The sequence below is a fragment of the uncultured Maribacter sp. genome (assembly GCF_963977385.1).
GTDB lineage: Bacteria > Bacteroidota > Bacteroidia > Flavobacteriales > Flavobacteriaceae > Maribacter.
In genome coordinates this window covers 302,448-326,613 of the sequence record NZ_CAXBOU010000002.1, presented here as the reverse complement: position 1 = coordinate 326,613, position 24,166 = coordinate 302,448, and the positions used below count along the sequence as shown (strand labels likewise).

The window sequence follows — 24,166 nt, the reverse complement described above, 5'->3', positions numbered from 1 at the left end:
TTTTTGTAAAAATAGTCAGAAATCTGTGACACTCCTAAAACTTAAATTTATTACAAAAAAATACCCTCAATACGTATTGAGGGTATTTTAGCATTTGATATTTAAGACTAAATAGACTTTAAAATCTCATTAAACGCAGTACTTGGTCTCATCGCTTTTTCTACCAAAATAGCATCTGGTTTGTAATAACCGCCTATATTTTGTTTTGACCCTTGAGCATCAATCAACTCTTTAAGAATTTCAGATTCCTTAGCGTTAATTTGTGTACTAACTTTAGAAAACAATTCTTTTAGTTCGGCATTATCATCTTGTTGAGATAAAGCTTCGGCCCAATATTTTGCTAGGAAAAAATGACTTCCTCTAGTGTCAATTTCTTTAACTTTTCTAGAAGGTGATTTGTCATTTAATAGAAATTTCTCGGTAGCACTATCTAAAGTGTCACCAAGAACTTTGGCCATAGCATTTTTATTTTTCTCTCCGTAGAATTCTAATGACACTCCCAGTGCTAAAAATTCACCCAAAGAATCCCATCTTAAATGGCCTTCTTCTAAAAATTGTTCAACATGTTTTGGAGCCGAACCACCAGCACCTGTTTCAAATAGACCACCACCATTCATTAAAGGAACGATAGAAAGCATTTTTGCACTTGTACCAACTTCTAAAATAGGAAAAAGGTCAGTTAAATAATCGCGTAAAACATTACCAGAAACGGAAATAGTATCCTTACCGGCTTTCATTCTTTTTAAAGTGAATTCAGTAGCGGCGGTAGGAGCCATTATTTGAATATCTAAACCTTTTGTGTCTTCTAAGGCTAAATAGGTATTTACTTTTTTAATAAGTTCTGCATCATGAGCTCTTTTCTCATCTAGCCAGAATATTGTTGGGTCGTTAGTTGCCTTAGCTCTTGAAACGGCTAATTTAACCCAGTCTTGAATAGGAGCATCCTTCACTTGGCACATACGCCATATATCTCCTTTACTTACCTTATGTTCAATTATGACAGCGCCAGTTTCTAAATCTATTACCTGTACAACACCATTTTGCTTTATTTCAAAAGTTTTGTCATGAGAGCCATACTCTTCAGCTTTCTGTGCCATTAAACCAACGTTAGGAACGGTACCCATTGTTGTTGGGTCAAATGCTCCGTGTTTCTTGCAGAAGTCGATTGTGGCAGTGTAAATACCAGCATAACTACTATCTGGTATAACGGCTTTTGTATCTTGTGCTTTACCTTGCGCATTCCACATTTTACCTGAATTTCGAATCATTGCTGGCATAGAAGCATCAATAATAATATCGCTTGGTACATGTAGGTTGGTAATGCCTTTATCTGAATTTACCATGGCCAGATCTGGTCCATTAGCCAGAGCAGCATCTAAATCTTTAGTGATAGCATTTTTCTCATCAGGAGAAAGTTTTTCAATTTTTTGATATAAACTGGCTAACCCATCATTAGGGCTAATTCCTAAAGTGTCAAAGGTATCTGCATATTTTTCAAAAACAGGTTGTAAGAATGTTTCCACAACGTACCCAAAAATAATTGGATCGGAAACTTTCATCATTGTTGCTTTTAGATGAACCGAGAAGAGAACTCCTTTTTCTTTGGCATCTTTAATTTCCTTTTTTAAGAATTCAAGTAATGCTTTTTTACTTAAAACAGTAGCATCTATAATTTCACCAGCTAATAGGTCTAATTTATCTTTTAGAATAGTTTCAGAAGAATCAGATACCAATTTAATTTGTATCGATGTAGCGTTACTAAGGGTTATGGATCTTTCATTTGCTTGAAAATCACCTTCCGCCATAGTGGCAACATGGGTTTTAGAATCTGAACTCCATGCACCCATACTATGTGGATTCTGTTTTGCGTAATTTTTTACTGCTCTGGGAGCTCTACGGTCAGAGTTGCCTTCACGTAATACCGGGTTAACGGCACTACCTTTTATTTTATCGTACTTAGCCTTTATTTCTTTTTCTTCCTCGTTTTTAGGTTCATCAGGATAACTAGGTAATTTATATCCTTTAGACTGTAACTCCTGTATAGCCTCTTTCAACTGAGGAATTGAGGCACTAATATTAGGTAATTTAATGATATTTGCTTCCGGCTGTTTAGCCATATGGCCCAATTCTTCTAAATCATTGGACACCTGTTGTTCTTTAGTCAAAAATTCAGGAAAGACAGCAGCGATTCTACTAGCAAGAGATATGTCTTTTGTCTCTATCTTAATTCCAGATGATTTTGTGAAAGCTTTTACTATTGGTAAAAAAGACTCTGTAGCCAATGCTGGGGCTTCGTCTGTTTTGGTATAAAAAATTTTGGACATTTGCGGTTTGTTTTAATTAAAGCGGGACAAAGATACAATTTTCTATAGGCTAAAAAGAGAGGAATAGCCCTAATATTTCAGGCTGGCGCGAAGATTTGTTAAATAACAAAAGCCATATCAATGTACGCATACAATGATATGGCTTTTTAGAAAAAGTTTACGGACAGTTTGTTTTAATTTTTCATTAAAACGGCAACCCTTGATTGCACCCGCTTCACTTATTCAACGTATGAAATGTTGTTGATGTTAGACATGGTGTCCAAAACCGAATCAACATTTCTTTTTTGTTGTTTTCATTGAAACATTTAAAAACTAATAATTAGCATTTAATATGTTTAAAAATCATTAAAATAAAAGCGACAGCCCTCATCTTAAAAATTCACCCCTAATAGGTTTAACAACAATATAAAGAACGTAGGCTTCATAGTGACTCTAAAATGGATTTCTTGTGGTTTCCATAGTATCAATCACACTTAAATTTACAAAAAAAAATCAATTGAGCGAATATTTTTATAAATATTTATTAATCAACATGTTATGAACATAGGTTATTCACTTTTGTTCATAAAAAAAGCACCGTCTCAAATTGAAACGGTGCTCTGTATATTTATTGAGGTAAATTTATCCTCTTATTTCCTTAATTCTAGCTTTCTTGCCAGTTAATTCACGGAAGTAGTAAATTCTAGATCTACGTACTTTACCTCTCTTGTTCACTTCAATTTTTTGAAGTGCAGGTAAGTTAATTGGGAAGATACGTTCTACACCAACTGTTCCAGACATTTTACGAATAGTAAAAGTTTCAGTTGAACCGGTACCTCTGCGTTGTATAACAACACCTTTGAAAAACTGAGTTCTTGTTTTCTCGCCTTCTTTAATTTCGTAGAACACAGTAATTGTGTCACCAGCTGAAAACTTTGGGAATTCTTTTTTAGTTACGAATTCGTCTTGTACAAATTTTATTAATGATTCCATTGAATAGTTAATTGGAATTAAATTAGAGTAACATTCACGATTATCGTCAGAGGTTATTCTAACAAGTTGCGAAATTAATACTTAAATTAAAACCTACAAGTATTTTAGTCGATTTTTCACTCCAAATACATGAGTTTATTATAATAAATCAGGTCTAAGCTTCTCCGTGCGCTCAAATGCTTTGTTTTCGCGCCATTCTTCAATTTTAGCAAAATTACCGCTTAACAAAATATCTGGCACTTTCATGCCTTTATATTCAGCAGGTCTTGTGTATACTGGCGGGGCTAATAATCCGTCTTGAAAAGTATCTGTCAAGGCAGAAGTTTCGTCATTTAAGACACCAGGAATTAATCGTATGATGGAATCGCAAAGAACAGCTGCACCGAGCTCACCTCCAGAAAGCACATAATCACCTATTGATATTTCTCGAGTAATGTAAGCATCTCTAATACGCTGATCAACACCTTTGTAATGACCACAAAGAATAATCATATTTTCAACCATTGAAAGTTGATTAGCTATTTTCTGATTTAGGGTTTCACCATCTGGTGTCATGTATATGATTTCGTTATAGTCACGTTGAGACTTTAGCGCTGTAATGCATTTATCTATAGGCTCAATCATTAAAACCATACCGGCACCACCACCAAATTGGTAGTCATCAACATTTCTATACTTGGTATCGGTATAATCTCTAAGATTATGGAAATGCACTTCAACCAATCCTTTATCAATTGCTCTCTTTAAAATAGAAGCTTCAAACGGACTGGTAAGTAATTCGGGTAATACGGTAATAATATCTATTCGCATCTTTTAATTTTGCATCATCATTTAACCTGCCAAAAGTAATGAAAACAGTGGTAATCTTTCTCCCAACCTAATTTCTCATATAGTTTTTGTGCAGGGTTGTCTATGGCTGTTTCCAATGCAAGACCTTTATAACCTTGCTCGATGCAAAACTCTTGAGCTTTTATTAGCAATTGGCGCCCAACTGACTGTTGACGATAGTTTGAATCTACGAACAGATCGTTTAAGATTAAAGATTTTTCTAAACTTACCGATGAATATGTATAGTAAAGCTGTACAAAACCTATAGCCTTTACATCGTCATAGGCAGCGAATATGACAGATTCATTATTAGAAATTCTATCATTGAGAAATTGCTTTGCAGCTTCTATGTCCGATTCCATTTTGTAGAAAATTCGGTAACTATCAAAAAGAGGTGCAATATCTTCTACCTGTGATTTTGTAATTCTTTTTAAACTATTCATATCAAAAAAAAGCTCCGAAAAGGAGCTTTAAATTATTTAGTTTTTTTTTGTTTGTTGAATTCATCTTGCAGCTGCCTACTAATTTTCTGCTCACGCTCTAGGGCTCTTCTTCTATGATCTTCATATTCAACCTCTAATTCAGAAAGATTCTGTTTAGCTTCTTGCGTAAGTATATTACTATTTCTAAACCTATAGATAAACAATCCTAATAAAAGAAATAAGCCTCCAATAATTGTCCAAAGAATAAAATTATAAGTGCCTTTAGAGACAGGAATACCAATAAATGACATACTGTCTTTCTCTTCAGTAACAGAACTAAGATTTGTGGTTGTCTCTTCTAGCTTTTTATTCAATGAAGTTATAGTGGTCTCGTGTTCTGCGATGGTAGACTTTAATTCACTAGTCTTTTTATTCATTGCAGCGATAGAATCTAATACATTCTTACGTATCTTGAAAAGGTTAGTTTCTTTTACAACTTCGTACCTAATACCGTCAGCTCTATAATTACCCGAACGCTTTGCAACATAATCAAATTGATTGCTAATAGGGCCTTCATCTAATGATAACTTATCGTCTTCTTCCTCAACGTCCTGTGCAAATTGTTGGTTAGCAACAAAAAGAAACGCCACTAGTAATAGTATTCTATAGAATTTCATGTAATAGATTCTTAGGTTAAAAAATAAATGATTTAGAGATGACGAAAGTACTTTATTAAAGTCAAATTATAAAAAAAAATGAATAAACGTTATACACGTTTATTTAACTACGTAAACTATCTGTAATTAGATGTTTTATCAACTTAATTAGTAATACGTATAACGACGGACTTTGGCTATATATTTTGCTAATCGAATGACCTGGTGCGAGTAGCCGTATTCATTGTCATACCATATATAAAGTATAATATTTTTACCAGTACTTGATACTATTGTTGCCATACTGTCATAAATTGATGGGGCCGAGGTGCCTATTATATCTGAAGAGACTAGTTCTTTGTCAAGCGAATATTTTATCTGTTCTACCAAATCACCTTCTAGCGCATATTTTTTGATCATGGTATTTACGCCATCTAATGATGTTTTTTGATTTATTTCAAGATTCAGAATTGCTAATGAACCATTCGGTACGGGCACTCGTATTGCGTTCGAGGTCAGTTTACCTTTTAAGGAAGGTAATGCCTTAGCAACCGCTTCGCCTGCGCCTGTTTCGGTTATTACCATGTTTAAGGCGGCTGCGCGTCCCCTTCTGTACTTACCGTGCATATTATCAACCAAATTTTGGTCGTTGGTGTATGCATGAATAGTCTCTAAATGACCTTTTTCAATACCAAAAGTCTCTTCAATTGCTTTCAAAACGGGAGTTATAGCATTTGTCGTACAAGATGCTGCAGAAAATAATTTAGTATCATCTGGGTCATATTCTAAATGGTTTACCCCATGCACAATATTTGCAATTTCTTTTCCGGGTGCTGTCAATAAAACTTTGGCAGCCCCATTAGCTTTAAGATGTCGTTCTAGTTGTTCTTTATTTCGAAAAGCACCGGTATTATCAATAATTAAAGCATTCTTGATTCCATATGAAGTATAGTCAATTTCTTCGGGCATACCTGCGTAAATCACATGTACCGTGGTGCCATTTATAATTAGCTTTTGATTTTCATGGTCTACTTTTACCGTACCGTTGAAAATACCATGAACGGAATCGGTCCTTAAAAGACTTGCTCTTTTTTCAAGATTTTCACTAGTAGCTTTACCTCGAACAACAATTGCTCTAAGTCGTAATTGATTGCCTTTTCCGGTTTTAGACATTAATTCTCGTGCAACCAATCGGCCTATTCTTCCAAAACCGTAAAGCACAACATCTTTAGGTTCAATACTTTTAAAATCCTGTGCGGTTTTAAGCCTATCTATTACGAATGCTTTTACATTACTTAATATATTATTGTCTGAATGATATTCATAAGTTAATTTACCAATATCAAGTTTAGATGGGGGTAGTTGAATATCAGCTATTGAGCGTAGTATTTCCACTGAATCAAAAATTGAAATCGGCTTTTGAACAAATTCGCCTGCATACTCATGTAAATGAATAATATCACTTACATTTTTATCAATAACTTGATTTTTAAAAAGAACAATTTCAATAGATTTATCATACCAAAGATCACTTACAATTTTGATAAATTCAGTTGTTGCTTTTCGTCGGTCTGCTTGAAAGGCCAGCTCTTTTTCAAATGTAGTTTGTGGAGCCATAGGAATTGATTAAATTTTAGAATTCGCACAAAACTAGAAAATTTAAGTGCCTTATTTAAGTATTTTTCAAAAAAAAGCCTCTGTAATTACGAAGGCTGTATTTTTTATTGAATTTTTACTGAAAGATAAGTCGATCCTTTTCACCGTTTGAACCTAACATTGTAATGACGGTCTTACCGTACTTGGAAATGCCTCCGAAAGCATTATATGCATCATCGATATTTCCAATTTCAGTATCATCTATTTTAACAATCACTTTTTCAGATAATCCATAACCTCTATACCTTTCAGGAACCCCTATGATTTTTACTCCAGTTTTTGTCTTGTAAACCTTTTTATCATGCTCAGTTAGGTTTTTGACTTCTAAGCCCATTTCTGGTACTATCAATGTTTGGCGTTCCTTTAATATTATTGGTAAAACCATTAACTCTTCTTTTCTGTCAATTACAAACTGTAGAGTATCGCCGGGTCTTTTGGTTGAAAGATAACCTGTTAAATCAGGATATTTGTGTACTTCAATTTCATCCACCTTTTTAATAATATCTCCAATTACGATACCTGCTTCTTGCGCGGCAGATTCTTCTTCAATGAACTCTATATATACGCCATCTATATTATTGATTCCTTTCGCTATAGCATCCCTTGTATTTACAGGGGCAGGTCTAATACCCATAAATCCTTTTTGAACATTGCCATATTCTAGAATATCTTGAATAACTTTTTTAGCAATATTACTTGGCACTGCAAACGAATAACCCACATAAGAACCAGTCTGTGAGGTAATAGCTGTATTAATACCTACCAGATCTCCGTTCGTATTTACCAGAGCTCCACCAGAATTTCCTGGATTTACAGCTGCATCGGTCTGAAGGAAAGATTGATTTTTCCCAAGGTTTCGAGCTTTTGCACTAACAATTCCAGCAGTTACAGTAGAGGTGAGATTAAATGGATTGCCTACCGCTAATACCCATTCACCAATTTTAGTTTGGTCAGAATCACCAAAAGCCAAATAAGGTAACTTTTCATCGGCATCTATTTTTATTAAAGCGATATCTGAATTTGGATCAGTTCCTATTAATTCTGCAGTATATGTTTTGTTATTGTTTAGTGTTACTTGTAACTGATTTGCTTTACTAATAACATGGTTATTGGTAACTATATAACCATCAGAAGAAATTATTACCCCAGAACCAGTTCCAACCTGCGGTACCGCAGTTCCACCTGATCCGTAGAAAAAATCAAACAAACTTGTTGGGCCCTTACTTAAAGTGATATTTTTAACGTGAACCACTGCATTTACAGTGTTTTCGGCTGCCATAGTAAAATCTACTTCGTTGATACCGGCACCTCTTGCAGAAGTAGGCGTATAATTTGTATTGACAACACCATTGCCATTGTCTTGTGTTATAATTGTAAAATTATCCTTTTCAAAAAAAAGTTTATACGCGCCTAACGTAATTGCGCCTGCAAAAACGGAAACAAGTAGAAGACTTGCTATTCTTTTCATAATCATTAATGTTTTAACGTATTCCAAGTAAAATTACTTGATTTTATGCTCTTTGATAAGCGTTTAACTACTTTTTAACTACTATTAAAAACTTAATTATGTCCTATCTTTGAGTCTTTAAGCCAACATGGAATATACTTTTTATAAATATCAAGGAACAGGAAACGATTTTGTGATGATTGACAATCGCAATAATGAATTCCCAAAAGACAATGTGGAATTGGTAGCTAACCTATGTGACCGTAGGTTTGGTGTGGGTTCTGATGGATTGATTTTATTGGAGAATGATGAAAATACTGATTTTAGAATGGTGTATTTTAATGCGGATGGAAATGAAAGTAGCATGTGTGGTAATGGTGGAAGATGTATCGTTGCATTTGCCCATTTTCTCGGATTAATTGAAAATAAAACAGAATTTATTGCAGTTGATGGTTTACATGAGGCAAGTATAGATGGCGACATAGTGAATTTGAAAATGCTTGACGTTCAGGAAATAAAACAAAAGTCTAATGCCTTGTATTTAAATACAGGTTCTCCTCATCATGTTCAATTAGTCAACGAATTGAAATCATTTAATGTAGTAAAGGAAGGTGCTCGTTTACGATATGGTGTTTATGGAGAAAAGGGTAGTAATATCAATTTTGTAGAGCATAATAAATCTGGTGGTTACAATATACGTACATATGAACGTGGTGTGGAAGATGAAACTTTATCATGTGGTACGGGTGTAACAGCAGTTGCATTGGGAATGTATCATATGGGCAATACAAAAGAGAAAACTATTGCTGTAAAAGCATTAGGTGGTGACCTTGAGGTTTCTTTTGATGAAGAGAACGGTAATTATAGTAATATATATCTTAAAGGAAAAGCGAAACAAGTTTTTAAAGGGGAATTGACGTGGTAACATTAAAAGGAAAACAGATTTATCTAAGGGCTTTGGAACAAAAGGACCTCGATTTTCTATATGAATTGGAGAATGATACTGATGTGTGGGAAGTAAGCGGTACCATTGCTCCGTATTCTAAAGATGTGTTACAACTCTACTTGGATAGTGCCCATCGTGATATCTTTGATGTAAAACAATTAAGGTTAGTTATTTGCAATCTGCAACATAAAGCAATTGGTTTGATAGATATATTTGATTTTGAACCAAATCACAAAAGAGCAGGCATAGGTATAATTATACTTGATACGGCACAAAGGAATAAAGGTGTTGGATCTGAAGCTATCACATTACTTTACAATTATGTTTTTGACGTACTAGGGCTTAGGCAGGTTTATGCTAATATTTTAGAGGATAATTTGGCTAGCATGCATTTGTTTAAAAAATTAGGTTTCGTTGAAGTAGGGGTTAAAAAGGATTGGGTTCGTGTTAAGAATTCTTTCAAGAATGAAGTTTTATTACAAAAAATAAATAACTGATGAATATCAAACGTATTTTATTAGGTGTTTTACTAGCAGGTTTTATAGGGGGTAGCGTTTTCGCTTATATAATTTATGGTACTTTTTTTACACCTAATACAAGCTTTAATAATGATGAAACTTTTGTGTTTATTCCTACTAATGCTTCTGAGAATGAATTAGAAGAACGTTTATCTCCATTGATGAAAGACTTCGATGCATTTAAATCTGCGGCAAATAGAAAAGGATATTTAAGTAATATTAAAGCTGGTCGGTATAAAATAACGAAGGGGATGAATAATAATGAAATCGTCAACTCTTTGCGAAGTGGTAATTTACCCCTTAAGGTATCTTTCAATAATCAGGAAAGTATAAATGACTTAGCAGGTAGAATTGCAAGTCAAATAGAGGCAGATAGTATTTCTTTGGTTACGGCTTTTAAGGATACAGAATTTCTAAATGCTAACGGGTTTAATGAAGCTAATATGATATCGCCATATATACCCAATAGCTATGAGTTTTTCTGGAATACCTCAGCGACAGAGTTTAGGGATCGAATGCTAAAGGAGTATAAGCGATTTTGGAACGAAGCTAGAGTTGAAAAAGCAAAAGCTTTAGGCTTAGAGCCAAATGAAGTAATAGCATTGGCATCAATAGTACATAAGGAAACAGCCAAGGTTGATGAGCGTCCGACAGTAGCAGGGGTTTATCTTAATAGGCTGAGAAAGGGAATGTTGTTACAAGCGGATCCAACGGTTATTTATGCCATTAAGAAGGAGACAGGAAATTTTGATACTATCATTAAACGGGTATTGTATAAAGATTTAGAAATGGATTCTCCTTACAATACATATAAAAATGCTGGTTTACCTCCAGGACCGATAGCAATGCCTGATATTACGGCTATCGATGCGGTTTTAAATGCTAAAAAACATAATTACTACTATTTTGTAGCCAATGTTGAAAAATTTGGATATCATATGTTTGCAGAGAACTTAACGCAACATAACCGAAATAAAGCGCAGTATATCCGATGGATAAATGCTCAAAAAATCAAAAGATAGGTTTATTGTCGGAATTTTAGCACTTGTTAACTAAAACTGTATTCTTTTAACAGAACCTTCTTAAACTACTATATTTTCCATGATACCTTTGCCGAAGAAATTTAAGCAGGCAAATAGTAGTCGCCTTCAGTCTTAAGAAATAACAAATATGAAAAGATGGATATTAATAAGTTGTCCTCTAATTATGATGTTTATTTTATCTGGTTTCGGATTTAAACCTTTTAAAGTTGAAGTACCGGAATTACTTAAAATAAAAGAACCTACTTTGGTTTCGTTTCCTCAAGACGAATCTTTTTTGTTGAATTATCAAATTGCTCCCCCCTTTCTTGGTAGCCAGTATATAGGCTTTAAAGAGGCATTAGCCTTTAAAGAGTCTCAAGGCAATTATTTTGTAACCAATAGCTTTGGCTATTTAGGTAAATATCAATTTGGGCTTGGTACGCTAGAATTGGTTGGTGTTTACGATGGAAATCATTTTTTAAATGATCCAATTCTTCAAGAGAAGGTCTTTAATGTGAACATCTCGAGAAACAAATGGATTTTAAGAAAGGATATTAAAAGATACGTCGGGGTTTATATGCGTGGAGTGGAAATTACCGAATCTGGTATTTTGGCTGCTGCACATCTTGCTGGCCCGGGTAACGTAAAACTATATCTACGTTCACATGGGCGTATGGAAATTATGGATGGTTATGGGACTAGTATAGCCCATTACATGAAAAAGTTTTCAGGATACGATATTTCTATGATTTTGCCGAAACGCAATCCTAGAATTTAAAGTTTTTAGTAAATATAAAAATTAGAAACCTTGGCAATTTTGTCAAGGTTTTTTTATGCGTGAATAATAAAGATTGCAGGCCTTTTGTGAAGATCTACATTTTCATTTTTCCATTTTATAGCAGTTTTGGTTTTAATATATTCAGTCGGTAAAGTGATATCTGCAGCTACACAAATTCGTGTGCTCGGTGCTAAAGATTTTATAAGTTCCTCTAGCATCTTATTATTTCGATATGGTGTTTCAATGAATATCTGCGACTGGTTTTCCTCTTTTGACTTACGTTCTAAGTTTTTAATATATTTTTTACGGTCAGAACTTTCGATAGGAAGATAGCCGTTAAAAGCAAAATTTTGACCATTCATACCACTAGCCATTAGTGCTAATAGAATAGAGGAGGGGCCAACTAATGGAATTACTTGAATATTCTTTTCATGAGCGATTTTAACAACGGCCGCACCAGGATCTGCAATACCGGGGCAACCTGCCTCAGAAAGTATGCCAACATCAAAGCCTTCTAAACAAGGATTTAAGAAAGTAGGTATTTCTTGTGTCTCGGTAAACTTATTGAGAACGGATAGCTTTAGCGAAGGTTGAGATTTTCTCGGACTTATTTTTTTTATAAAATGTCGGGCAGTTTTTTCATTTTCCACAACATAGTGATTTAATCGTTCAATAGTTTGTTTTATTGATATAGGCAGCACCTCTAATGGTTCCATATCACCTAATGTAGAAGGTATTAAATATACATTTCCTGTTTTCCCGTTATGTGCGCTCATTTATCTATTTTCTAATCTAGCTGCAATTTCTGTGCAGGCTTTATCTATCATTATATATACTTTTTCAAAACCATCATCAGAATCATGATAAGGATCGGGGACCTCCTCGTTCTTTAAATTAATTTCACTTAAAAGTAATTTTATTTTCTGTTGGTCTGCTTTGTTTCTTGCCAAGCCTATGATATTGCCATAGTTGCTTTTATCCATGACATAAATAATATCGAATACATCAAAATCAGAAACCGTAAATTTTCTACAGCGTTGACTACTTATGTCAATACCATGGTCGTTTGCAACCTTTATAGATCTTGGGTCTGGAGCATAGCCTACATGATACCCCGCGGTACCTGCCGAGTCTACAAACGTATGCTTTGAATCTACTTTGCTTTTAAGAATACCCTCTGCCAATGGAGACCTACAGATATTACCTAGGCAAACCATCAACACATTCATCGGGTAGTGAAATTAGGAGAATTTTTTGGTTAAATCATCGATGTACTTGCGAAACTGTTTATCTGTTTCTGCTAAGTTATCTACTGTTTTACAAGCATGTAATACGGTTGCATGGTCTCTTTTGCCAATTTGCGAACCAATACTTGCTAAAGATGCTTTTGTGAATTTCTTCGCAAAGAACATGGCTAATTGTCTTGCCTGTACAATATGTCTCTTTCTTGTTTTGGACTGTAAAGTAGCTACATCCATTTCAAAATAATCAGAAACCACTTTTTGTATATAATCAATAGATACTTCCCTTTTGGTATTCTTTACGAATTTCTCAACTACTTGTTGGGCCAGTTCTATAGTAACTTCTCTTTTGTTTAAAGTTGACTGTGCTATTAAAGAAATTATAGCCCCTTCAAGTTCCCTTATATTAGTTTTGATGTGCTTTGCAACATACTCAATAATGTCTTCAGGTATTTCAACACCATCTCTATATAATTTATTTTTTAAAATAGAAATTCGAGTTTCATAATCAGGACTTTGCAATTCTGCGGAGAGTCCCCATTTAAAACGAGATAGTAGACGTTGTTCAATATCCTGCATATCTACAGGAGCTTTATCTGAAGTAAGTATTACTTGCTTGCCATTTTGATGTAAATGGTTGAAAATATGGAAGAATACATCTTGTGTACCAGATTTACCAGATAAAAACTGTACATCATCAATTATAAGTACATCAATTAATTGATAGAAATGTATGAAATCATTTCTTGTATTCTTTTTTACCGATTCAATATATTGTTGTGTAAATTTTTCAGCAGATATATAAAGTACGGTACGTTCAGGGTATTTGTCTTTTATCTCGACACCTATGGCATGAGCTAAATGTGTTTTTCCTAAACCTACACTACCGAATACTAATAACGGATTAAATGAAGTTCCACCAGGTTTGTTTGCAACTGCCATACCTGCAGAACGTGCTAAACGGTTAGAATCTCCTTCAAGAAAATTATCGAAATTATAATTAGGATTTAACTGTGACTCTATTTTTATATTTCTAATTCCTGGGATAACAAACGGGTTTCTTAACTCAGGGTTTTTAGATTTAATTGGAACATCCATTTCTTGAGGAGCCATGGCGCCTCTATTAGAGCTAGGAATTTTTTCTGTAAAAGGTTCTTTGTTTCCGTAGGTGTTTTCCATACGAATGATATAGACCAATTTTGCAGTTTCTCCTAATTCCTTAGTTAATGCAACTTTTAAAAGTTTTACGTAATGCTCTTCTAGCCATTCGTAGAAAAATTTACTAGGTACTTGTATGCTTAAAGCATTTTCAGATAATTTAACTGGTTTAATAGGCTCAAACCAAGTTTTGAATGCCTGCGGTTGGATATTATCCTTAATAAACATCAAACAGTTTTTCCAGACGGAATTTGCAGTAACACTCATAATAAATTCTAAACTTTTAATGGTTAGCGTTAAGCTAAAAATAATTGAAATATTTCAATCAGGTCTCTAATTCAACTTAGGCAAATATGTGAACAAATTATTTAAAAAAAAAATCGATTGCCATTGATTTTGACCTTTTTTTTTCTCATGTTCGCTTGTTCATAGGTGAGCTTTTAAATATATACCTTTTACTTTAAATAAATGCGCACAAACGAAATTTCTTTTCGAATAAGATATAGTGAAACAGACCAAATGGGTGTAGTCTATCATGGTAACTATGCTCAATATCTAGAATTAGCAAGAGTTGAATGGTTAAGGTCGTTGGGAATTTCTTACAAAACTATGGAGGAGGGTGGTATAATGCTTCCCGTAATAAGTTTATCAATTAATTATTTAAAGCCTGCTTTATATGATGATTTAATAACGGTCAAAGTAATATTAAACAAAAAACCTGCGGTTAGAATTGAATTTGATTATGAAATTACCAATGAAGCTGCTGATTTATTAGCTACTGCAAATACGGTTTTAGTCTTTATGGATATGAAAAGAAAAAGACCTACTAAATGTCCCCAAATCTTATTAGATAAATTAAATTATTAATCCACAATAGTTTTTAGGTTAGTCTTCTAGCTTAATATCTAATTTGTGATGCGCTTTTAAAAGTTTAAAAGTTTTCTTGAATTCACTTTTAGGTATTGATAGTACCATTTTACATTTAAGATGTAATTCTTGTGAAATAATATCGAGTTGATGTTTTTTAACCAAACGCATTACAATATCCATTTCTGAATATTCGAATGAAACACTTAATTTTTGCTGCAATATCTTCTTTACGATGGTAGCGTTTTCTAAAGCTAATTTCGCAGTTTCTTTATAAGCACTAATTAAACCACCAACACCTAATTTAGTTCCGCCGAAAATTCGAACCACGGCAACTAGCGTATTGGTAACATTGAAAGATTGTAATTGACCATAAATAGGCATACCTGCTGAATTATTTGGTTCTCCGTCATCATTTGCACGGTACGATTGATTTTCAATACCCATTTGCCAAGCATAACATACATGATTAGCGTTAGGATATTCTTTTTTTAACTGTTCAATGTATTCTTTGACTTTATCTTCATCGGATACGGGAAAGCAATACCCATAAAACTTACTTTTTCGTTCCTTGTACAAAACAGGTTCCGATGGTTTTGATATAGTTCTATAGGTGTCCATATAAGATTGTTTGCTACGTATTAAAGTATATTCATTAATTGTTGACCAAATGCAACTAATATAATACTCATAACAGCCATACCGATACCAAACCAATTTTTGATTGTAAGTCGTTCTTTGAATAATAGAATACCCAATAAGGTTGAGAACATGACTATGGCCACATTGTTTATGGTAAATACTGAAGCACTGTTCCATGTAGGGTGTTGTAGTGCTTTCAATAAAAAGTAAATTGAGAAGTAGTTAGGCACCCCTAAACAAATACCCGCAACAACATTTTTTAAATTTACTTTAATGGGTTGTTTTTTAGATTTAAAACCAATGAATAACACGCCTATAATACCCGCAGATGCAAAAACGCTTGCAGAGAATAACGCATATTCTTCCTCTGGCATGTGTGCTTCCTGAAAGTATTTGATGCTAGTGTCAATGATACCGGAACCTAAAAAAACCAATATAGGTAATACGAAGGCCCATTTTTCAGCTTTTATCTTGTTCTTTTTTAACGATGTAAAATAGACTGCAAACAGCGCCAAGATAATACCTATGAACTCTAATATGCCAAGCGTCTCTTTGTAATAGAAAACTCCGAAAAGTACAGGTATGGTGAGTGACATTTTAGTGGCGACCGATGCTACTGATACTCCGAGCTTTTGTGAGGTTGCTGCCATTAGGTTAAAAATCACGATAAATAATAATCCTAGAGCCATACCGCCCCAAAACCAACTTTTCTGAGGAATAGAAATAAGGTCTAATGATTCTTTATTAAATAATAGTCCAACACTGCATGCGATGAAATAATTTACAATAATTGCATAGATGGTTTGAACTTGATATTTAGCGTACAGCTTAAATATCACAAATATCAAGCTTGAAAACAGTATACTAAGCACCAAATACGTCACTTACAAATGGTTTAAAGTTTCAAGCACATCTTCTTTGCCAACTTGTAAATTCCAGCATTGAATACCTAATTTCGAAGCACTATCAGTATTTTCTTTAGTATCGTCAATGAATACTGTCTCGTTTGGCAATAATCTATTTTCATGAAGAACAAACTCATAAATGTTTGTATTTGGTTTACGCATTTTTATTTGTTGTGATAAGTAAAACTTTTCAAAACAGTTTTGAAATCTCGTGAAGCGCTCTAAACCCATTGAGACTTTAACTTGTTCTATATGAAGGTTATTGGTATTACTTAATAAGAACAATCGATATTTCTTTTCGCTTTTTAGTTGTTCAATGAATTTGAGCCGTTCTTCTGGAAAGTCTAAAATAATGGAATTCCATGCTATCTTAATTTGTTCTTTTGTGGCTCCGTTAAAGATAGACTGTAAAGCATCAATAAAAACATCGGACTCCATCAATCCCATCTCATAATCTTTAAAGATAGTATCAAGTTCAGGTGTCATTTTGGTAAGCCCAAATTTTGACATTTCTAATAAAGGGGCTTGTTTATCTAGATTGATGAATATATCTCCAAAATCAAATATGATGTTTTTAATCATGGCTTTAATATGGTTAATTGGTCGGTTGCTATTTGTATTTGTTTTTGAATATCTCCGGTGATTTCAGGGGCTTTAATACCTTTATAAAAAGTGTTGGTACCTTTAAAAATTCGAGCTTCATCCCAAAGATTGCAATCAATAAAGCTCTGTAAAGTTTGTGCTCCACCCTCGATAATGACACTTTGTATCAGTTCGTCATAAAGTAAAGTACTTAATTGTTGTGGTAGGGAAGATTTAAAGTTAAGAACTTTATAGGTGACCTCATTTGCATATTTACTAGGGTCCGTAATTTCGGTACAGATTATTGTTTTTTGCTTACCATTGTAAATATGAAAATCTGTAGATATTAGTAAATCTCTATCTAGTATAATTCGCGTAGGTGGCTTACCGTACCAATCCCTTAAATTTAATTGAGGGTTGTCTGCTAATACAGTATTGGTGCCTACCAAAATACTAGGCTCTTCGCTACGCCATTTATGTACTAATTGTCTAGATCTATTGTTTGTGATCCAATATGGATTTTTCTTTTCACCTCTTAGGGTAGGTTCAGGAGCAATGAAGCCATCTGCTGTTTCTGCCCATTTTAAGATAATATAGGGTCGTTTTTTAGTGTAAAAGGTTAGGAATCGCTTATGATGCTCTTCACATTCATGTTTCAGAATACCTACTTGCACATGGCATCCAGATTGTTCTAGTCTCTTTATTCCGTTTCCGGCAACTTTTTCATGAGGATCTTTTAAGCCTATGACAACTTTAGGTATGCCCATCTTTACAATTAAATCGGCACAAGGTGGTGTTTTTCCAAAATGGGAGCAAGGTTCTAAGGTAACGTATAAAGTGGCGAACTTTAAAAGTGAAACATCGTTAACGGAATTAATGGCATTAACCTCAGCGTGAGAGCCACCGAAAGCACTAGTGAATCCTTCTCCGATAATATGGTCTTTATAAACTATCACAGCACCCACCATTGGGTTAGGAGCTGTAGTTCCTAATCCGTTTTTAGCAATTTGAATGCACCGTAGCATATATTTTTCATCCGTAGAAAGGGAATCTAAATTAGCAGATGCAGTATTTCGGGAATCGAGATTATTAATGGACATCAAACTTTACCTTTATACGCATATCACGTATCTTCACCCCTCAAAAATAGCACTTTAAAACCTATTGCATTATTGATATGAAAAATGTGGTAATTCGCGAAATTAGAAAGGAAGATAATCCTCAAGTAGCATCGGTTATAAGAACTGTCTTGGTAGATTTAGGAGTCCCTAAAGTTGGTACTGCCTATGCGGATAAAGCATTAGACCAAATGTTTGAACATTATGATAAGCCTAAGGCGACTTATTTTGTTGTAGAAGAAAATGGCGATATTTTAGGATGTGCAGGGGTTGCCCAATTAGATAATTACGAAGGTAATATCTGTGAACTTCAGAAAATGTATTTCTTAGAAACTGCTAGAGGAAAGGGTATAGGAAACAAAATGATTACAGCATGTTTAGAACGTGCCAAGGAATATGGTTTTGAAGGTTGTTACTTAGAAACGATGCCTTATATGGAAGCTGCTCAAAAACTGTATAAGAAAATGGGATTTGAATATATCGATGCTCCTTTGGGAAATACAGGTCATTATTCTTGTCCGGTTTGGATGCTCAAAACTTTATAAAGGTGCTTTTAAAGGAAATCAAAAATATATTTCATACAGAACTAGATGTGCTTTACGGCAAAGAAGAAGTCTCTAGCTTTTTCTACATGCTAATTGAACATTACTTTAATTTAGAGCGCTTTGTTTTGGCAATTCAGCCAGAATTAGTAATAAGTAAAGAACAAGAGACTACAATATTCAAAGCTTTATCTGAATTAAAACTAGAACACCCTATTCAGCATATTATAGGAACAAGTCATTTCATGGAAATGGATTTTATGGTAAATCCGCATGTTTTAATTCCTAGACCTGAAACCGAAGAATTGGTACGTTGGATTATAGATGATGCCAAGAATGCGAAAAAATCGCTAACAATTCTAGATATGGGTACAGGTAGTGGTTGTATTCCTATTTCTTTAGATACCTACCTGACAGATGCAAAAGTCTCTGGATTAGATATTTCATTAGATGCTTTAGAGGTAGCGAAGGAGAATAATAAAAGGCATGGTACACAAGTTATTTTTTTTCAAGCTGATATGCTCAATTTGAAACATGAAATTAAGTATGATATCATTGTTTCTAATCCGCCTTATGTAAGAGAGTTAGAAAAGGTTGATATGCGAAATAACGTGATAGACCATGAACCAAGAATTGCCTTGTTTGTGCCAGATGAAGATCCTTTAAAGTTCTATAGGGCAATAGTAAGTTTTGCTTCAAAATATTTGAATGAGAAAGGCTGTTTATATTTGGAAATCAATCAGTATTTAGGAACTGAAATGAAACTATTATTACAAGAGTACGAATTTCAGACTATTGAATTACGGAAAGATATGTACGGTAATGACCGTATGCTAAAGGGAAGTAAGAAATGAAAAGTATCGTTGTTTTTTGTGGAAGTAGTGAAGGCACTAATTCGCAATATGCTGAGAAAGCTTATCAATTGGGAGAGACTTTTGCAAATAAGGAAATTCAACTGGTTTATGGTGGTGCCAAAATTGGCATCATGGGTAAAGTGGCCGAAGGTGTTTTAAGTAATGGAGGAAAGGCAATTGGTGTAATTCCTCAATTTTTGAAGAAGAAAGAAGTAGTTCATGAGAGCTTGACCGAATTGATTGTCACCCAAAATATGCACGAACGGAAATTGAAAATGCACGATTTATCTGATGGTATACTAATGCTACCTGGAGGATTCGGAACGTTAGAAGAATTTTTTGAAATGTTGACATGGGCACAGCTAGGTTTACATCAATATCCCATTGGAATATTGAACATTAATGGTTTCTATGATTCTCTATTAAAAATGATGGGTGATATGGTGGACGAGGGATTTGTAAAACACGAACATATAAATACTATTTTGGTTGATGATAATATTGAAAAGTTACTAGAGAAGATGCAGAAATATCAACCATTACCAACTCCTAAATGGATTAATAAAGAGCAGCTATAACAACTATGGAAGCGAGACTACAAGAGCTTAGAAAAGAATTACGCGAGCATAATTATAATTATTACGTGTTAGATAATCCGACTATATCTGACTTTGAGTTCGATATGAAACTCAAGGAATTGCAAGAGTTGGAAGCAAAGCATCCAGAGTTGTACGATGCCAGTTCACCTTCATTGCGGGTTGGTGGTATGATTACCAAAAACTTTGCAACGGTAGTCCATGAACACCGCATGTATTCTTTAGACAACTCTTATTCTAAGGAAGATTTAGAAGATTGGGAAAGACGCATCCAACGTAATTTAGGAGATGTTCCTGTTGCGTTTACATGTGAGCTGAAATATGACGGGGCATCCATCAGTATAACCTATGAGAATGGAAAGCTAGTAAAAGCAGTTACCCGTGGTGATGGTATACAAGGTGATGATGTTACCAACAATATTAAAACGATTAAGTCAGTACCTCTTCAATTAAAAGGTAATTATCCACCAAAGTTTGATATACGTGGAGAAATCGTTTTACCATTTGAAGGTTTCATGAAAATGAACGAAGAACGCGTAGCCAATGGCGAAGACCCTTATATGAACCCTAGAAATACTGCTTCAGGTAGTTTAAAGTTACAGGATAGCAGTTTGGTAGCACAACGTCCGTTAGAGTGTTTGCTATATAGTATCGTAGGTAGAAATTTGAATATAGAATCTCAGTTTCAAATGTTAGAGAAAGCCCGGGAATGGGGTTTCAAAGTGCCTACTGTGGCTAAGCTTTGTAGAACGACTGATGAAGTCATGGCATTTATTGAAGAATGGGATGTAAAGCGTCATAAGCTCCCTTACGAGACTGACGGAGTAGTTATCAAAGTAAATAGTATACAGAATCAAGAAGAACTTGGGTATACGGCAAAAGCGCCTAGATGGGCAATGGCCTATAAATTTAAGGCCGAGCAGGTATTTACAGTTTTAAATGAAATTACATATCAAGTTGGACGTACGGGTGCTATTACACCTGTAGCTAACTTAGAACCCGTATTATTAGCAGGTACAACGGTAAAAAGGGCATCATTACATAATGCAGACCAGATTGAAAAATTAGATATTAGAGTAGGGGATACTGTTTTTGTTGAAAAAGGGGGGGAAATTATCCCTAAAATAATAGCGGTTGATTTAACAAAAAGACCGGCCGATTCAGAACCTACCCAATATATACACCAATGTCCGGAATGTGGAACAGAACTTACACGTACTGAAGGTGATGCTAAACATTATTGTCCTAATGAATATGGCTGTCCTCCACAGATAACAGGTCGCATTCAGCATTTCATTTCAAGAAAGGCAATGGATATTGAAGGTTTGGGCGGTGAGACCGTAGAATTACTTTTTAAAGAAGGACTTATTAAAGACTACGCAGATTTATATCGATTGACCAAAGAAGATGTTTTGCCATTGGAACGTATGGCTGAGAAATCTGCCGAAAATCTGGTTAAGGGAGTTGCTGATTCAGTGAATGTACCGTTTGAAAGAGTGTTGTTCGCTTTGGGTATACGTTTTGTTGGGGAAACTGTGGCCAAAAAACTGGCAAAGGCCTATAAAAATATCGATGCATTGAAAGAAGCATCGTTAGAGCATCTGATATCTGTTGATGAAATAGGGGAGCGCATAGCACAAAGTGTAATTGACTTTTTTGCAAATGAAAAGAATATCGATGCTATAGAACGTTTACGAAGTTATGGAGTGCAATTGGAGCTTTCTGCAGATAAACTAGAAAACCAGACCGATACCTTAGCTGGTAATACGTTTGTAGTTTCAGGAGTCTTCGAAATATTGAGCAGAGACGAACTAAAGAAGAAAATAGAAGATAATGGGGGCAAAGTAGGATCTTCCATATCTTCTAAAACAAGCTACTTGATAGCAGGTGATAAGATGGGCCCGAGTAAAAGAACTAAAGCAGAAAACCTAGAAATTCCTATTATTAGTGAACAGGATTTTTTAAATATGATAGCATAAATAACATATGGATATTTTTACAATAATTTCAGTTTTGGTATTTCTATCAGCCATTTTTGGCTATATAAATGCTCGGTTTTTAAAACTACCTAATAGCATCGGGTTAATGCTAATAACCATTTTATTTACGTTGGTGGTATTTGTTATTGGCTATGTTGACGATACACTGATTAATGCCGAACGTTACATTATTAGCCAGATAGATTTCAAAACGGTGTTGTTAGATATCATGTTAAGTTTTCTACTATTCGCAGGAGCCTTACATACCAATTTTGACCAACTTAAGGTACAACGATGGCCTATTTTAGTATTTTCTACGATAGGGGTTTTAGTTTCTACTTTTTTAGTAGGTACTAGCATGTTCTACTTGTTACAGCTTTTAGGCATGGAAATTTCCTTTATTTATTGCCTTTTATTTGGTTCATTAATATCGCCTACAGACCCCATTGCTGTTTTAGGAATTCTTAAAAAAGCGGGTGCGCCTAAGCGACTCGAAACTAAAATTGTGGGGGAATCACTTTTTAATGATGGGGTAGGAGTTGTTGTTTTTCTTACTATTTTTCAGATAGCATCAGCTGGCGAGGCTACAGTAGGACCTTTAGAAATTCTAGAACTTTTTGGTGTTGAGGTTATTGGTGGGCTACTACTAGGCTTAGTATTAGGTTGGGGTACTTATAAATTAATGAAATCTATTGATGATTATGATATTGAAGTTATCATCACATTAGCAACCGTTATGGTGGGTACATTAATAGCACAAAAATTCCACTTGTCTGCACCACTAGCGATGGTTGCTGCTGGTTTGGTCGTTGGTAATGATACCGTTCGTAATTCGGCTATGTCTGAAACTACGGAGACCTATGTTGATAAATTTTGGGAATTGCTAGACATATTACTGAACACGTTGTTATTCGTGTTAATTGGTATGGAAATGTTGGTGCTTTCTTTTAAAATGGAATATTTTATTGCAGGTTTATTGGCTATTCCATTAATATTGGTGTGTCGTTATTTATCCTTGCTCATACCCATCAAATTTTTTGAGAAAAAGCTAGATTTTGTACCTAAAACAAATTTGATAATGACTTGGGGCGGATTGCGTGGCGGTATTTCAATTGCATTGGCTTTGGGGTTATCAAACGATATGCATAGAGATATATTTTTGGTTATCACTTATATAGTAGTGGTGTTCTCTATTATAGGGCAAGGGTTAACGGTAGAGAAACTTATAAAACGAGTAGTGAAATGATACCTAAAACGTATTTAGAATTTGAAAAAAGCTTAGAACTATCTCAAGTTCCGGCAGAATGGCCAGATGCTTTAAAAGCTATGTGGTATGATGCAAAGGGAGATTGGGAAGCTTCCCATAATATCGCCCAAGACATGCATAATAGCTTAGGTAGTTGGTTACATGCGTACTTACATCGTAAAGAAGGCGATCGTTTTAATGCAGGTTATTGGTATCGCTTGGCAGATAAAAAATATCCAACAATTACCTTAGACGAAGAGTTAAAGGTAATTGTGGATTTTATTATAAAAAGATAATATTAATTAGTTTTTTCAAGAGCAACTTCATGCTCAAAAACGCCGCTGCCTTTAGAATCTTCAGCCAACATTTTTATTACGCCATTACCGTTAAAATCAGCGTTGAACTTTACAGTGGCAATAGATTTTGAAATCCCATCGGTAGCGCTGTACTCTATATCTATTATTTCCATATCTCCTGAAATTATAGTCCAGGTAAATCTGGCAATATTAGAGTTGTATTCTGCAGCATAGGTTATGGTTTCGTTTGGTAATGCAAATTCCGCACCTGTCATACAAACTTGAACCCCAGTAGGTGAAACGGTTAATTCTCCGCAATCCGTAACACTTTTAGGATTTAAGCTAGCGTCATTATTGTCATCATTACTTGAACATGACAATTGAAAAATAGCTAAAACGGCTAAAAGCAATAAACTAATTGGTTTCTTCATAGTAAGTGTATCAGGTTGATTTTATGTAAAATAATAGTTCGATCCTAAAATAGGAAAAATATTACATGGAAAAATTCATCTATCCGTATTTAAGAAAGAATGTAATCTTAGCTTCTTTTACACAGTTTATATTGTAAAAT

Annotated in this window: 26 protein-coding genes; 11 read left to right on the top strand and 15 right to left on the bottom strand. The window is 34.4% G+C overall.

Annotated elements, in window-relative coordinates; translation table 11 throughout:
* Positions 1-107: 107 nt before the first annotated feature.
* The 7 genes from AAC084_RS04830 to AAC084_RS04800 all read right to left on the bottom strand — a co-directional run bounded on the left by AAC084_RS04830 (position 108) and on the right by AAC084_RS04800 (position 8,326).
* Complete coding sequence (locus AAC084_RS04830) at positions 108-2,324, bottom strand: NADP-dependent isocitrate dehydrogenase (protein WP_339837650.1); 2,217 nt, start codon at positions 2,322-2,324, stop codon at positions 108-110.
* 621 nt (positions 2,325-2,945) lie between these two features.
* On the bottom strand, positions 2,946-3,296 hold the full coding sequence (rplS, locus tag AAC084_RS04825; protein ID WP_339837648.1) for a 50S ribosomal protein L19: 351 nt from the start codon (positions 3,294-3,296) through the stop codon (positions 2,946-2,948).
* A gap of 138 nt (positions 3,297-3,434) precedes the next feature.
* Positions 3,435-4,106 carry a tRNA (guanosine(37)-N1)-methyltransferase TrmD gene (gene trmD, locus AAC084_RS04820; protein ID WP_339837646.1) on the bottom strand — a complete coding sequence of 224 codons (672 nt, stop codon included), beginning with the start codon at positions 4,104-4,106 and terminating at the stop codon, positions 3,435-3,437.
* Between the two features lie 17 nt (positions 4,107-4,123).
* A complete protein-coding gene (locus AAC084_RS04815; protein ID WP_339837644.1) occupies positions 4,124-4,567 on the bottom strand; it encodes a GNAT family N-acetyltransferase in 444 nt (147 codons plus the stop codon).
* A 32-nt stretch (positions 4,568-4,599) separates the two neighbouring features.
* Positions 4,600-5,223: a tRNA (guanine-N1)-methyltransferase gene (locus tag AAC084_RS04810; RefSeq protein ID WP_339837641.1), complete on the bottom strand. Its 624-nt coding sequence runs from the start codon at positions 5,221-5,223 to the stop codon at positions 4,600-4,602.
* A gap of 147 nt (positions 5,224-5,370) precedes the next feature.
* A complete protein-coding gene (locus tag AAC084_RS04805) occupies positions 5,371-6,819 on the bottom strand; it encodes a glyceraldehyde-3-phosphate dehydrogenase (protein ID WP_339837638.1) in 1,449 nt (482 codons plus the stop codon).
* Positions 6,820-6,934: 115 nt separating this feature from the next.
* Positions 6,935-8,326: a trypsin-like peptidase domain-containing protein gene (locus tag AAC084_RS04800; RefSeq protein WP_339837635.1), complete on the bottom strand. Its 1,392-nt coding sequence runs from the start codon at positions 8,324-8,326 to the stop codon at positions 6,935-6,937.
* A gap of 127 nt (positions 8,327-8,453) precedes the next feature.
* Here AAC084_RS04800 and dapF point away from each other — a divergent pair, with 127 nt between their 5' ends.
* From dapF to AAC084_RS04780, 4 genes are all read left to right on the top strand, one after another.
* The gene (dapF, locus tag AAC084_RS04795) at positions 8,454-9,230 is read left to right on the top strand and encodes a diaminopimelate epimerase (RefSeq protein ID WP_339837633.1); all 777 of its coding nucleotides are present in this window, start codon (positions 8,454-8,456) and stop codon (positions 9,228-9,230) included.
* Complete coding sequence (locus tag AAC084_RS04790) at positions 9,224-9,748, top strand: GNAT family N-acetyltransferase (RefSeq protein WP_339837630.1); 525 nt, start codon at positions 9,224-9,226, stop codon at positions 9,746-9,748. The genes dapF and AAC084_RS04790 overlap by 7 nt, the downstream gene beginning before the upstream one ends.
* Positions 9,748-10,791 carry an endolytic transglycosylase MltG gene (gene mltG / locus AAC084_RS04785; protein ID WP_339837628.1) on the top strand — a complete coding sequence of 348 codons (1,044 nt, stop codon included), beginning with the start codon at positions 9,748-9,750 and terminating at the stop codon, positions 10,789-10,791. The genes AAC084_RS04790 and mltG overlap by 1 nt, the downstream gene beginning before the upstream one ends.
* A gap of 148 nt (positions 10,792-10,939) precedes the next feature.
* Positions 10,940-11,569 (top strand): hypothetical protein, encoded by a 630-nt coding sequence (locus AAC084_RS04780; protein WP_339837626.1) that lies wholly within the window; start codon positions 10,940-10,942, stop codon positions 11,567-11,569.
* 53 nt (positions 11,570-11,622) lie between these two features.
* Here the strand turns inward: AAC084_RS04780 and AAC084_RS04775 are convergent, their stop codons facing one another.
* The 3 genes from AAC084_RS04775 to dnaA are packed head-to-tail and all read right to left on the bottom strand — an operon-like array spanning position 11,623 to position 14,235.
* Positions 11,623-12,345 (bottom strand): SAM-dependent methyltransferase, encoded by a 723-nt coding sequence (locus tag AAC084_RS04775; protein WP_339837624.1) that lies wholly within the window; start codon positions 12,343-12,345, stop codon positions 11,623-11,625.
* The gene (locus tag AAC084_RS04770; protein WP_339837622.1) at positions 12,346-12,798 is read right to left on the bottom strand and encodes a low molecular weight protein-tyrosine-phosphatase; all 453 of its coding nucleotides are present in this window, start codon (positions 12,796-12,798) and stop codon (positions 12,346-12,348) included.
* Between the two features lie 12 nt (positions 12,799-12,810).
* The gene (gene dnaA / locus AAC084_RS04765; protein WP_339837620.1) at positions 12,811-14,235 is read right to left on the bottom strand and encodes a chromosomal replication initiator protein DnaA; all 1,425 of its coding nucleotides are present in this window, start codon (positions 14,233-14,235) and stop codon (positions 12,811-12,813) included.
* Between the two features lie 201 nt (positions 14,236-14,436).
* Here dnaA and AAC084_RS04760 point away from each other — a divergent pair, with 201 nt between their 5' ends.
* Positions 14,437-14,835, top strand: a complete 399-nt coding sequence (locus tag AAC084_RS04760; protein ID WP_339837618.1) for a thioesterase family protein — start codon at positions 14,437-14,439, stop codon at positions 14,833-14,835.
* Positions 14,836-14,853: 18 nt separating this feature from the next.
* Here AAC084_RS04760 and AAC084_RS04755 read toward each other — a convergent pair whose 3' ends face one another.
* Genes AAC084_RS04755 through ribD form a run of 4 tightly spaced genes read right to left on the bottom strand, consistent with a single transcriptional unit; the run spans position 14,854 to position 18,064 of the window.
* Positions 14,854-15,456 carry a YigZ family protein gene (locus AAC084_RS04755; RefSeq protein WP_339837614.1) on the bottom strand — a complete coding sequence of 201 codons (603 nt, stop codon included), beginning with the start codon at positions 15,454-15,456 and terminating at the stop codon, positions 14,854-14,856.
* A 20-nt stretch (positions 15,457-15,476) separates the two neighbouring features.
* Positions 15,477-16,349 carry an EamA family transporter gene (locus AAC084_RS04750; protein WP_339837960.1) on the bottom strand — a complete coding sequence of 291 codons (873 nt, stop codon included), beginning with the start codon at positions 16,347-16,349 and terminating at the stop codon, positions 15,477-15,479.
* 12 nt (positions 16,350-16,361) lie between these two features.
* The gene (locus AAC084_RS04745) at positions 16,362-16,964 is read right to left on the bottom strand and encodes an HAD family phosphatase (protein ID WP_339837612.1); all 603 of its coding nucleotides are present in this window, start codon (positions 16,962-16,964) and stop codon (positions 16,362-16,364) included.
* Positions 16,961-18,064: a bifunctional diaminohydroxyphosphoribosylaminopyrimidine deaminase/5-amino-6-(5-phosphoribosylamino)uracil reductase RibD gene (gene ribD, locus AAC084_RS04740; protein WP_339837609.1), complete on the bottom strand. Its 1,104-nt coding sequence runs from the start codon at positions 18,062-18,064 to the stop codon at positions 16,961-16,963. The genes AAC084_RS04745 and ribD overlap by 4 nt, the downstream gene beginning before the upstream one ends.
* Positions 18,065-18,141: 77 nt before the next feature.
* On the opposite strand from ribD, the gene AAC084_RS04735 reads away from it, so the two are divergent.
* Genes AAC084_RS04735 through AAC084_RS04710 form a run of 6 tightly spaced genes read left to right on the top strand, consistent with a single transcriptional unit; the run spans position 18,142 to position 23,595 of the window.
* Positions 18,142-18,627, top strand: a complete 486-nt coding sequence (locus AAC084_RS04735) for a GNAT family N-acetyltransferase (RefSeq protein WP_339837606.1) — start codon at positions 18,142-18,144, stop codon at positions 18,625-18,627.
* Positions 18,628-18,629: 2 nt separating this feature from the next.
* Positions 18,630-19,478, top strand: coding sequence for a peptide chain release factor N(5)-glutamine methyltransferase (prmC, locus tag AAC084_RS04730; protein WP_339837604.1), 849 nt, complete (start codon positions 18,630-18,632; stop codon positions 19,476-19,478).
* Positions 19,475-20,056: a TIGR00730 family Rossman fold protein gene (locus AAC084_RS04725; RefSeq protein WP_339837600.1), complete on the top strand. Its 582-nt coding sequence runs from the start codon at positions 19,475-19,477 to the stop codon at positions 20,054-20,056. Before prmC ends, AAC084_RS04725 begins: the two co-directional genes overlap by 4 nt.
* A gap of 5 nt (positions 20,057-20,061) precedes the next feature.
* Positions 20,062-22,053, top strand: coding sequence for an NAD-dependent DNA ligase LigA (gene ligA / locus AAC084_RS04720; protein WP_339837596.1), 1,992 nt, complete (start codon positions 20,062-20,064; stop codon positions 22,051-22,053).
* A 7-nt stretch (positions 22,054-22,060) separates the two neighbouring features.
* Positions 22,061-23,299, top strand: coding sequence for a sodium:proton antiporter (locus AAC084_RS04715; protein ID WP_339837594.1), 1,239 nt, complete (start codon positions 22,061-22,063; stop codon positions 23,297-23,299).
* On the top strand, positions 23,296-23,595 hold the full coding sequence (locus tag AAC084_RS04710; protein ID WP_339837592.1) for a hypothetical protein: 300 nt from the start codon (positions 23,296-23,298) through the stop codon (positions 23,593-23,595). Before AAC084_RS04715 ends, AAC084_RS04710 begins: the two co-directional genes overlap by 4 nt.
* Positions 23,596-23,597: 2 nt before the next feature.
* On the opposite strand, the gene AAC084_RS04705 is transcribed toward AAC084_RS04710, so the two are convergent.
* Positions 23,598-24,026, bottom strand: coding sequence for a hypothetical protein (locus AAC084_RS04705; RefSeq protein ID WP_339837589.1), 429 nt, complete (start codon positions 24,024-24,026; stop codon positions 23,598-23,600).
* Between the last annotated feature and the right edge of the window lie 140 nt (positions 24,027-24,166).

Bases quoted from the DNA above. Each gene is read 5' to 3' on its own strand.
- AAC084_RS04830 (WP_339837650.1), bottom strand. From the start codon at position 2,324: ATGTCCAAAATTTTTTATACCAAAACAGACGAAGCCCCAGCATTGGCT.
- AAC084_RS04710 (WP_339837592.1), top strand. From the start codon at position 23,296: ATGATACCTAAAACGTATTTAGAATTTGAAAAAAGCTTAGAACTATCT.
- AAC084_RS04755 (WP_339837614.1), bottom strand. From the start codon at position 15,456: ATGGACACCTATAGAACTATATCAAAACCATCGGAACCTGTTTTGTAC.
- ribD (WP_339837609.1), bottom strand. From the start codon at position 18,064: ATGTCCATTAATAATCTCGATTCCCGAAATACTGCATCTGCTAATTTA.
- dnaA (WP_339837620.1), bottom strand. From the start codon at position 14,235: ATGAGTGTTACTGCAAATTCCGTCTGGAAAAACTGTTTGATGTTTATT.
- AAC084_RS04780 (WP_339837626.1), top strand. From the start codon at position 10,940: ATGAAAAGATGGATATTAATAAGTTGTCCTCTAATTATGATGTTTATT.
- AAC084_RS04725 (WP_339837600.1), top strand. From the start codon at position 19,475: ATGAAAAGTATCGTTGTTTTTTGTGGAAGTAGTGAAGGCACTAATTCG.
- AAC084_RS04775 (WP_339837624.1), bottom strand. From the start codon at position 12,345: ATGAGCGCACATAACGGGAAAACAGGAAATGTATATTTAATACCTTCT.
- trmD (WP_339837646.1), bottom strand. From the start codon at position 4,106: ATGCGAATAGATATTATTACCGTATTACCCGAATTACTTACCAGTCCG.
- mltG (WP_339837628.1), top strand. From the start codon at position 9,748: ATGAATATCAAACGTATTTTATTAGGTGTTTTACTAGCAGGTTTTATA.
- AAC084_RS04815 (WP_339837644.1), bottom strand. From the start codon at position 4,567: ATGAATAGTTTAAAAAGAATTACAAAATCACAGGTAGAAGATATTGCA.
- dapF (WP_339837633.1), top strand. From the start codon at position 8,454: ATGGAATATACTTTTTATAAATATCAAGGAACAGGAAACGATTTTGTG.
- AAC084_RS04805 (WP_339837638.1), bottom strand. From the start codon at position 6,819: ATGGCTCCACAAACTACATTTGAAAAAGAGCTGGCCTTTCAAGCAGAC.
- AAC084_RS04770 (WP_339837622.1), bottom strand. From the start codon at position 12,798: ATGAATGTGTTGATGGTTTGCCTAGGTAATATCTGTAGGTCTCCATTG.
- AAC084_RS04745 (WP_339837612.1), bottom strand. From the start codon at position 16,964: ATGATTAAAAACATCATATTTGATTTTGGAGATATATTCATCAATCTA.
- AAC084_RS04800 (WP_339837635.1), bottom strand. From the start codon at position 8,326: ATGAAAAGAATAGCAAGTCTTCTACTTGTTTCCGTTTTTGCAGGCGCA.
- AAC084_RS04715 (WP_339837594.1), top strand. From the start codon at position 22,061: ATGGATATTTTTACAATAATTTCAGTTTTGGTATTTCTATCAGCCATT.
- AAC084_RS04810 (WP_339837641.1), bottom strand. From the start codon at position 5,223: ATGAAATTCTATAGAATACTATTACTAGTGGCGTTTCTTTTTGTTGCT.
- AAC084_RS04705 (WP_339837589.1), bottom strand. From the start codon at position 24,026: ATGAAGAAACCAATTAGTTTATTGCTTTTAGCCGTTTTAGCTATTTTT.
- rplS (WP_339837648.1), bottom strand. From the start codon at position 3,296: ATGGAATCATTAATAAAATTTGTACAAGACGAATTCGTAACTAAAAAA.
- AAC084_RS04735 (WP_339837606.1), top strand. From the start codon at position 18,142: ATGAAAAATGTGGTAATTCGCGAAATTAGAAAGGAAGATAATCCTCAA.
- AAC084_RS04760 (WP_339837618.1), top strand. From the start codon at position 14,437: ATGCGCACAAACGAAATTTCTTTTCGAATAAGATATAGTGAAACAGAC.
- ligA (WP_339837596.1), top strand. From the start codon at position 20,062: ATGGAAGCGAGACTACAAGAGCTTAGAAAAGAATTACGCGAGCATAAT.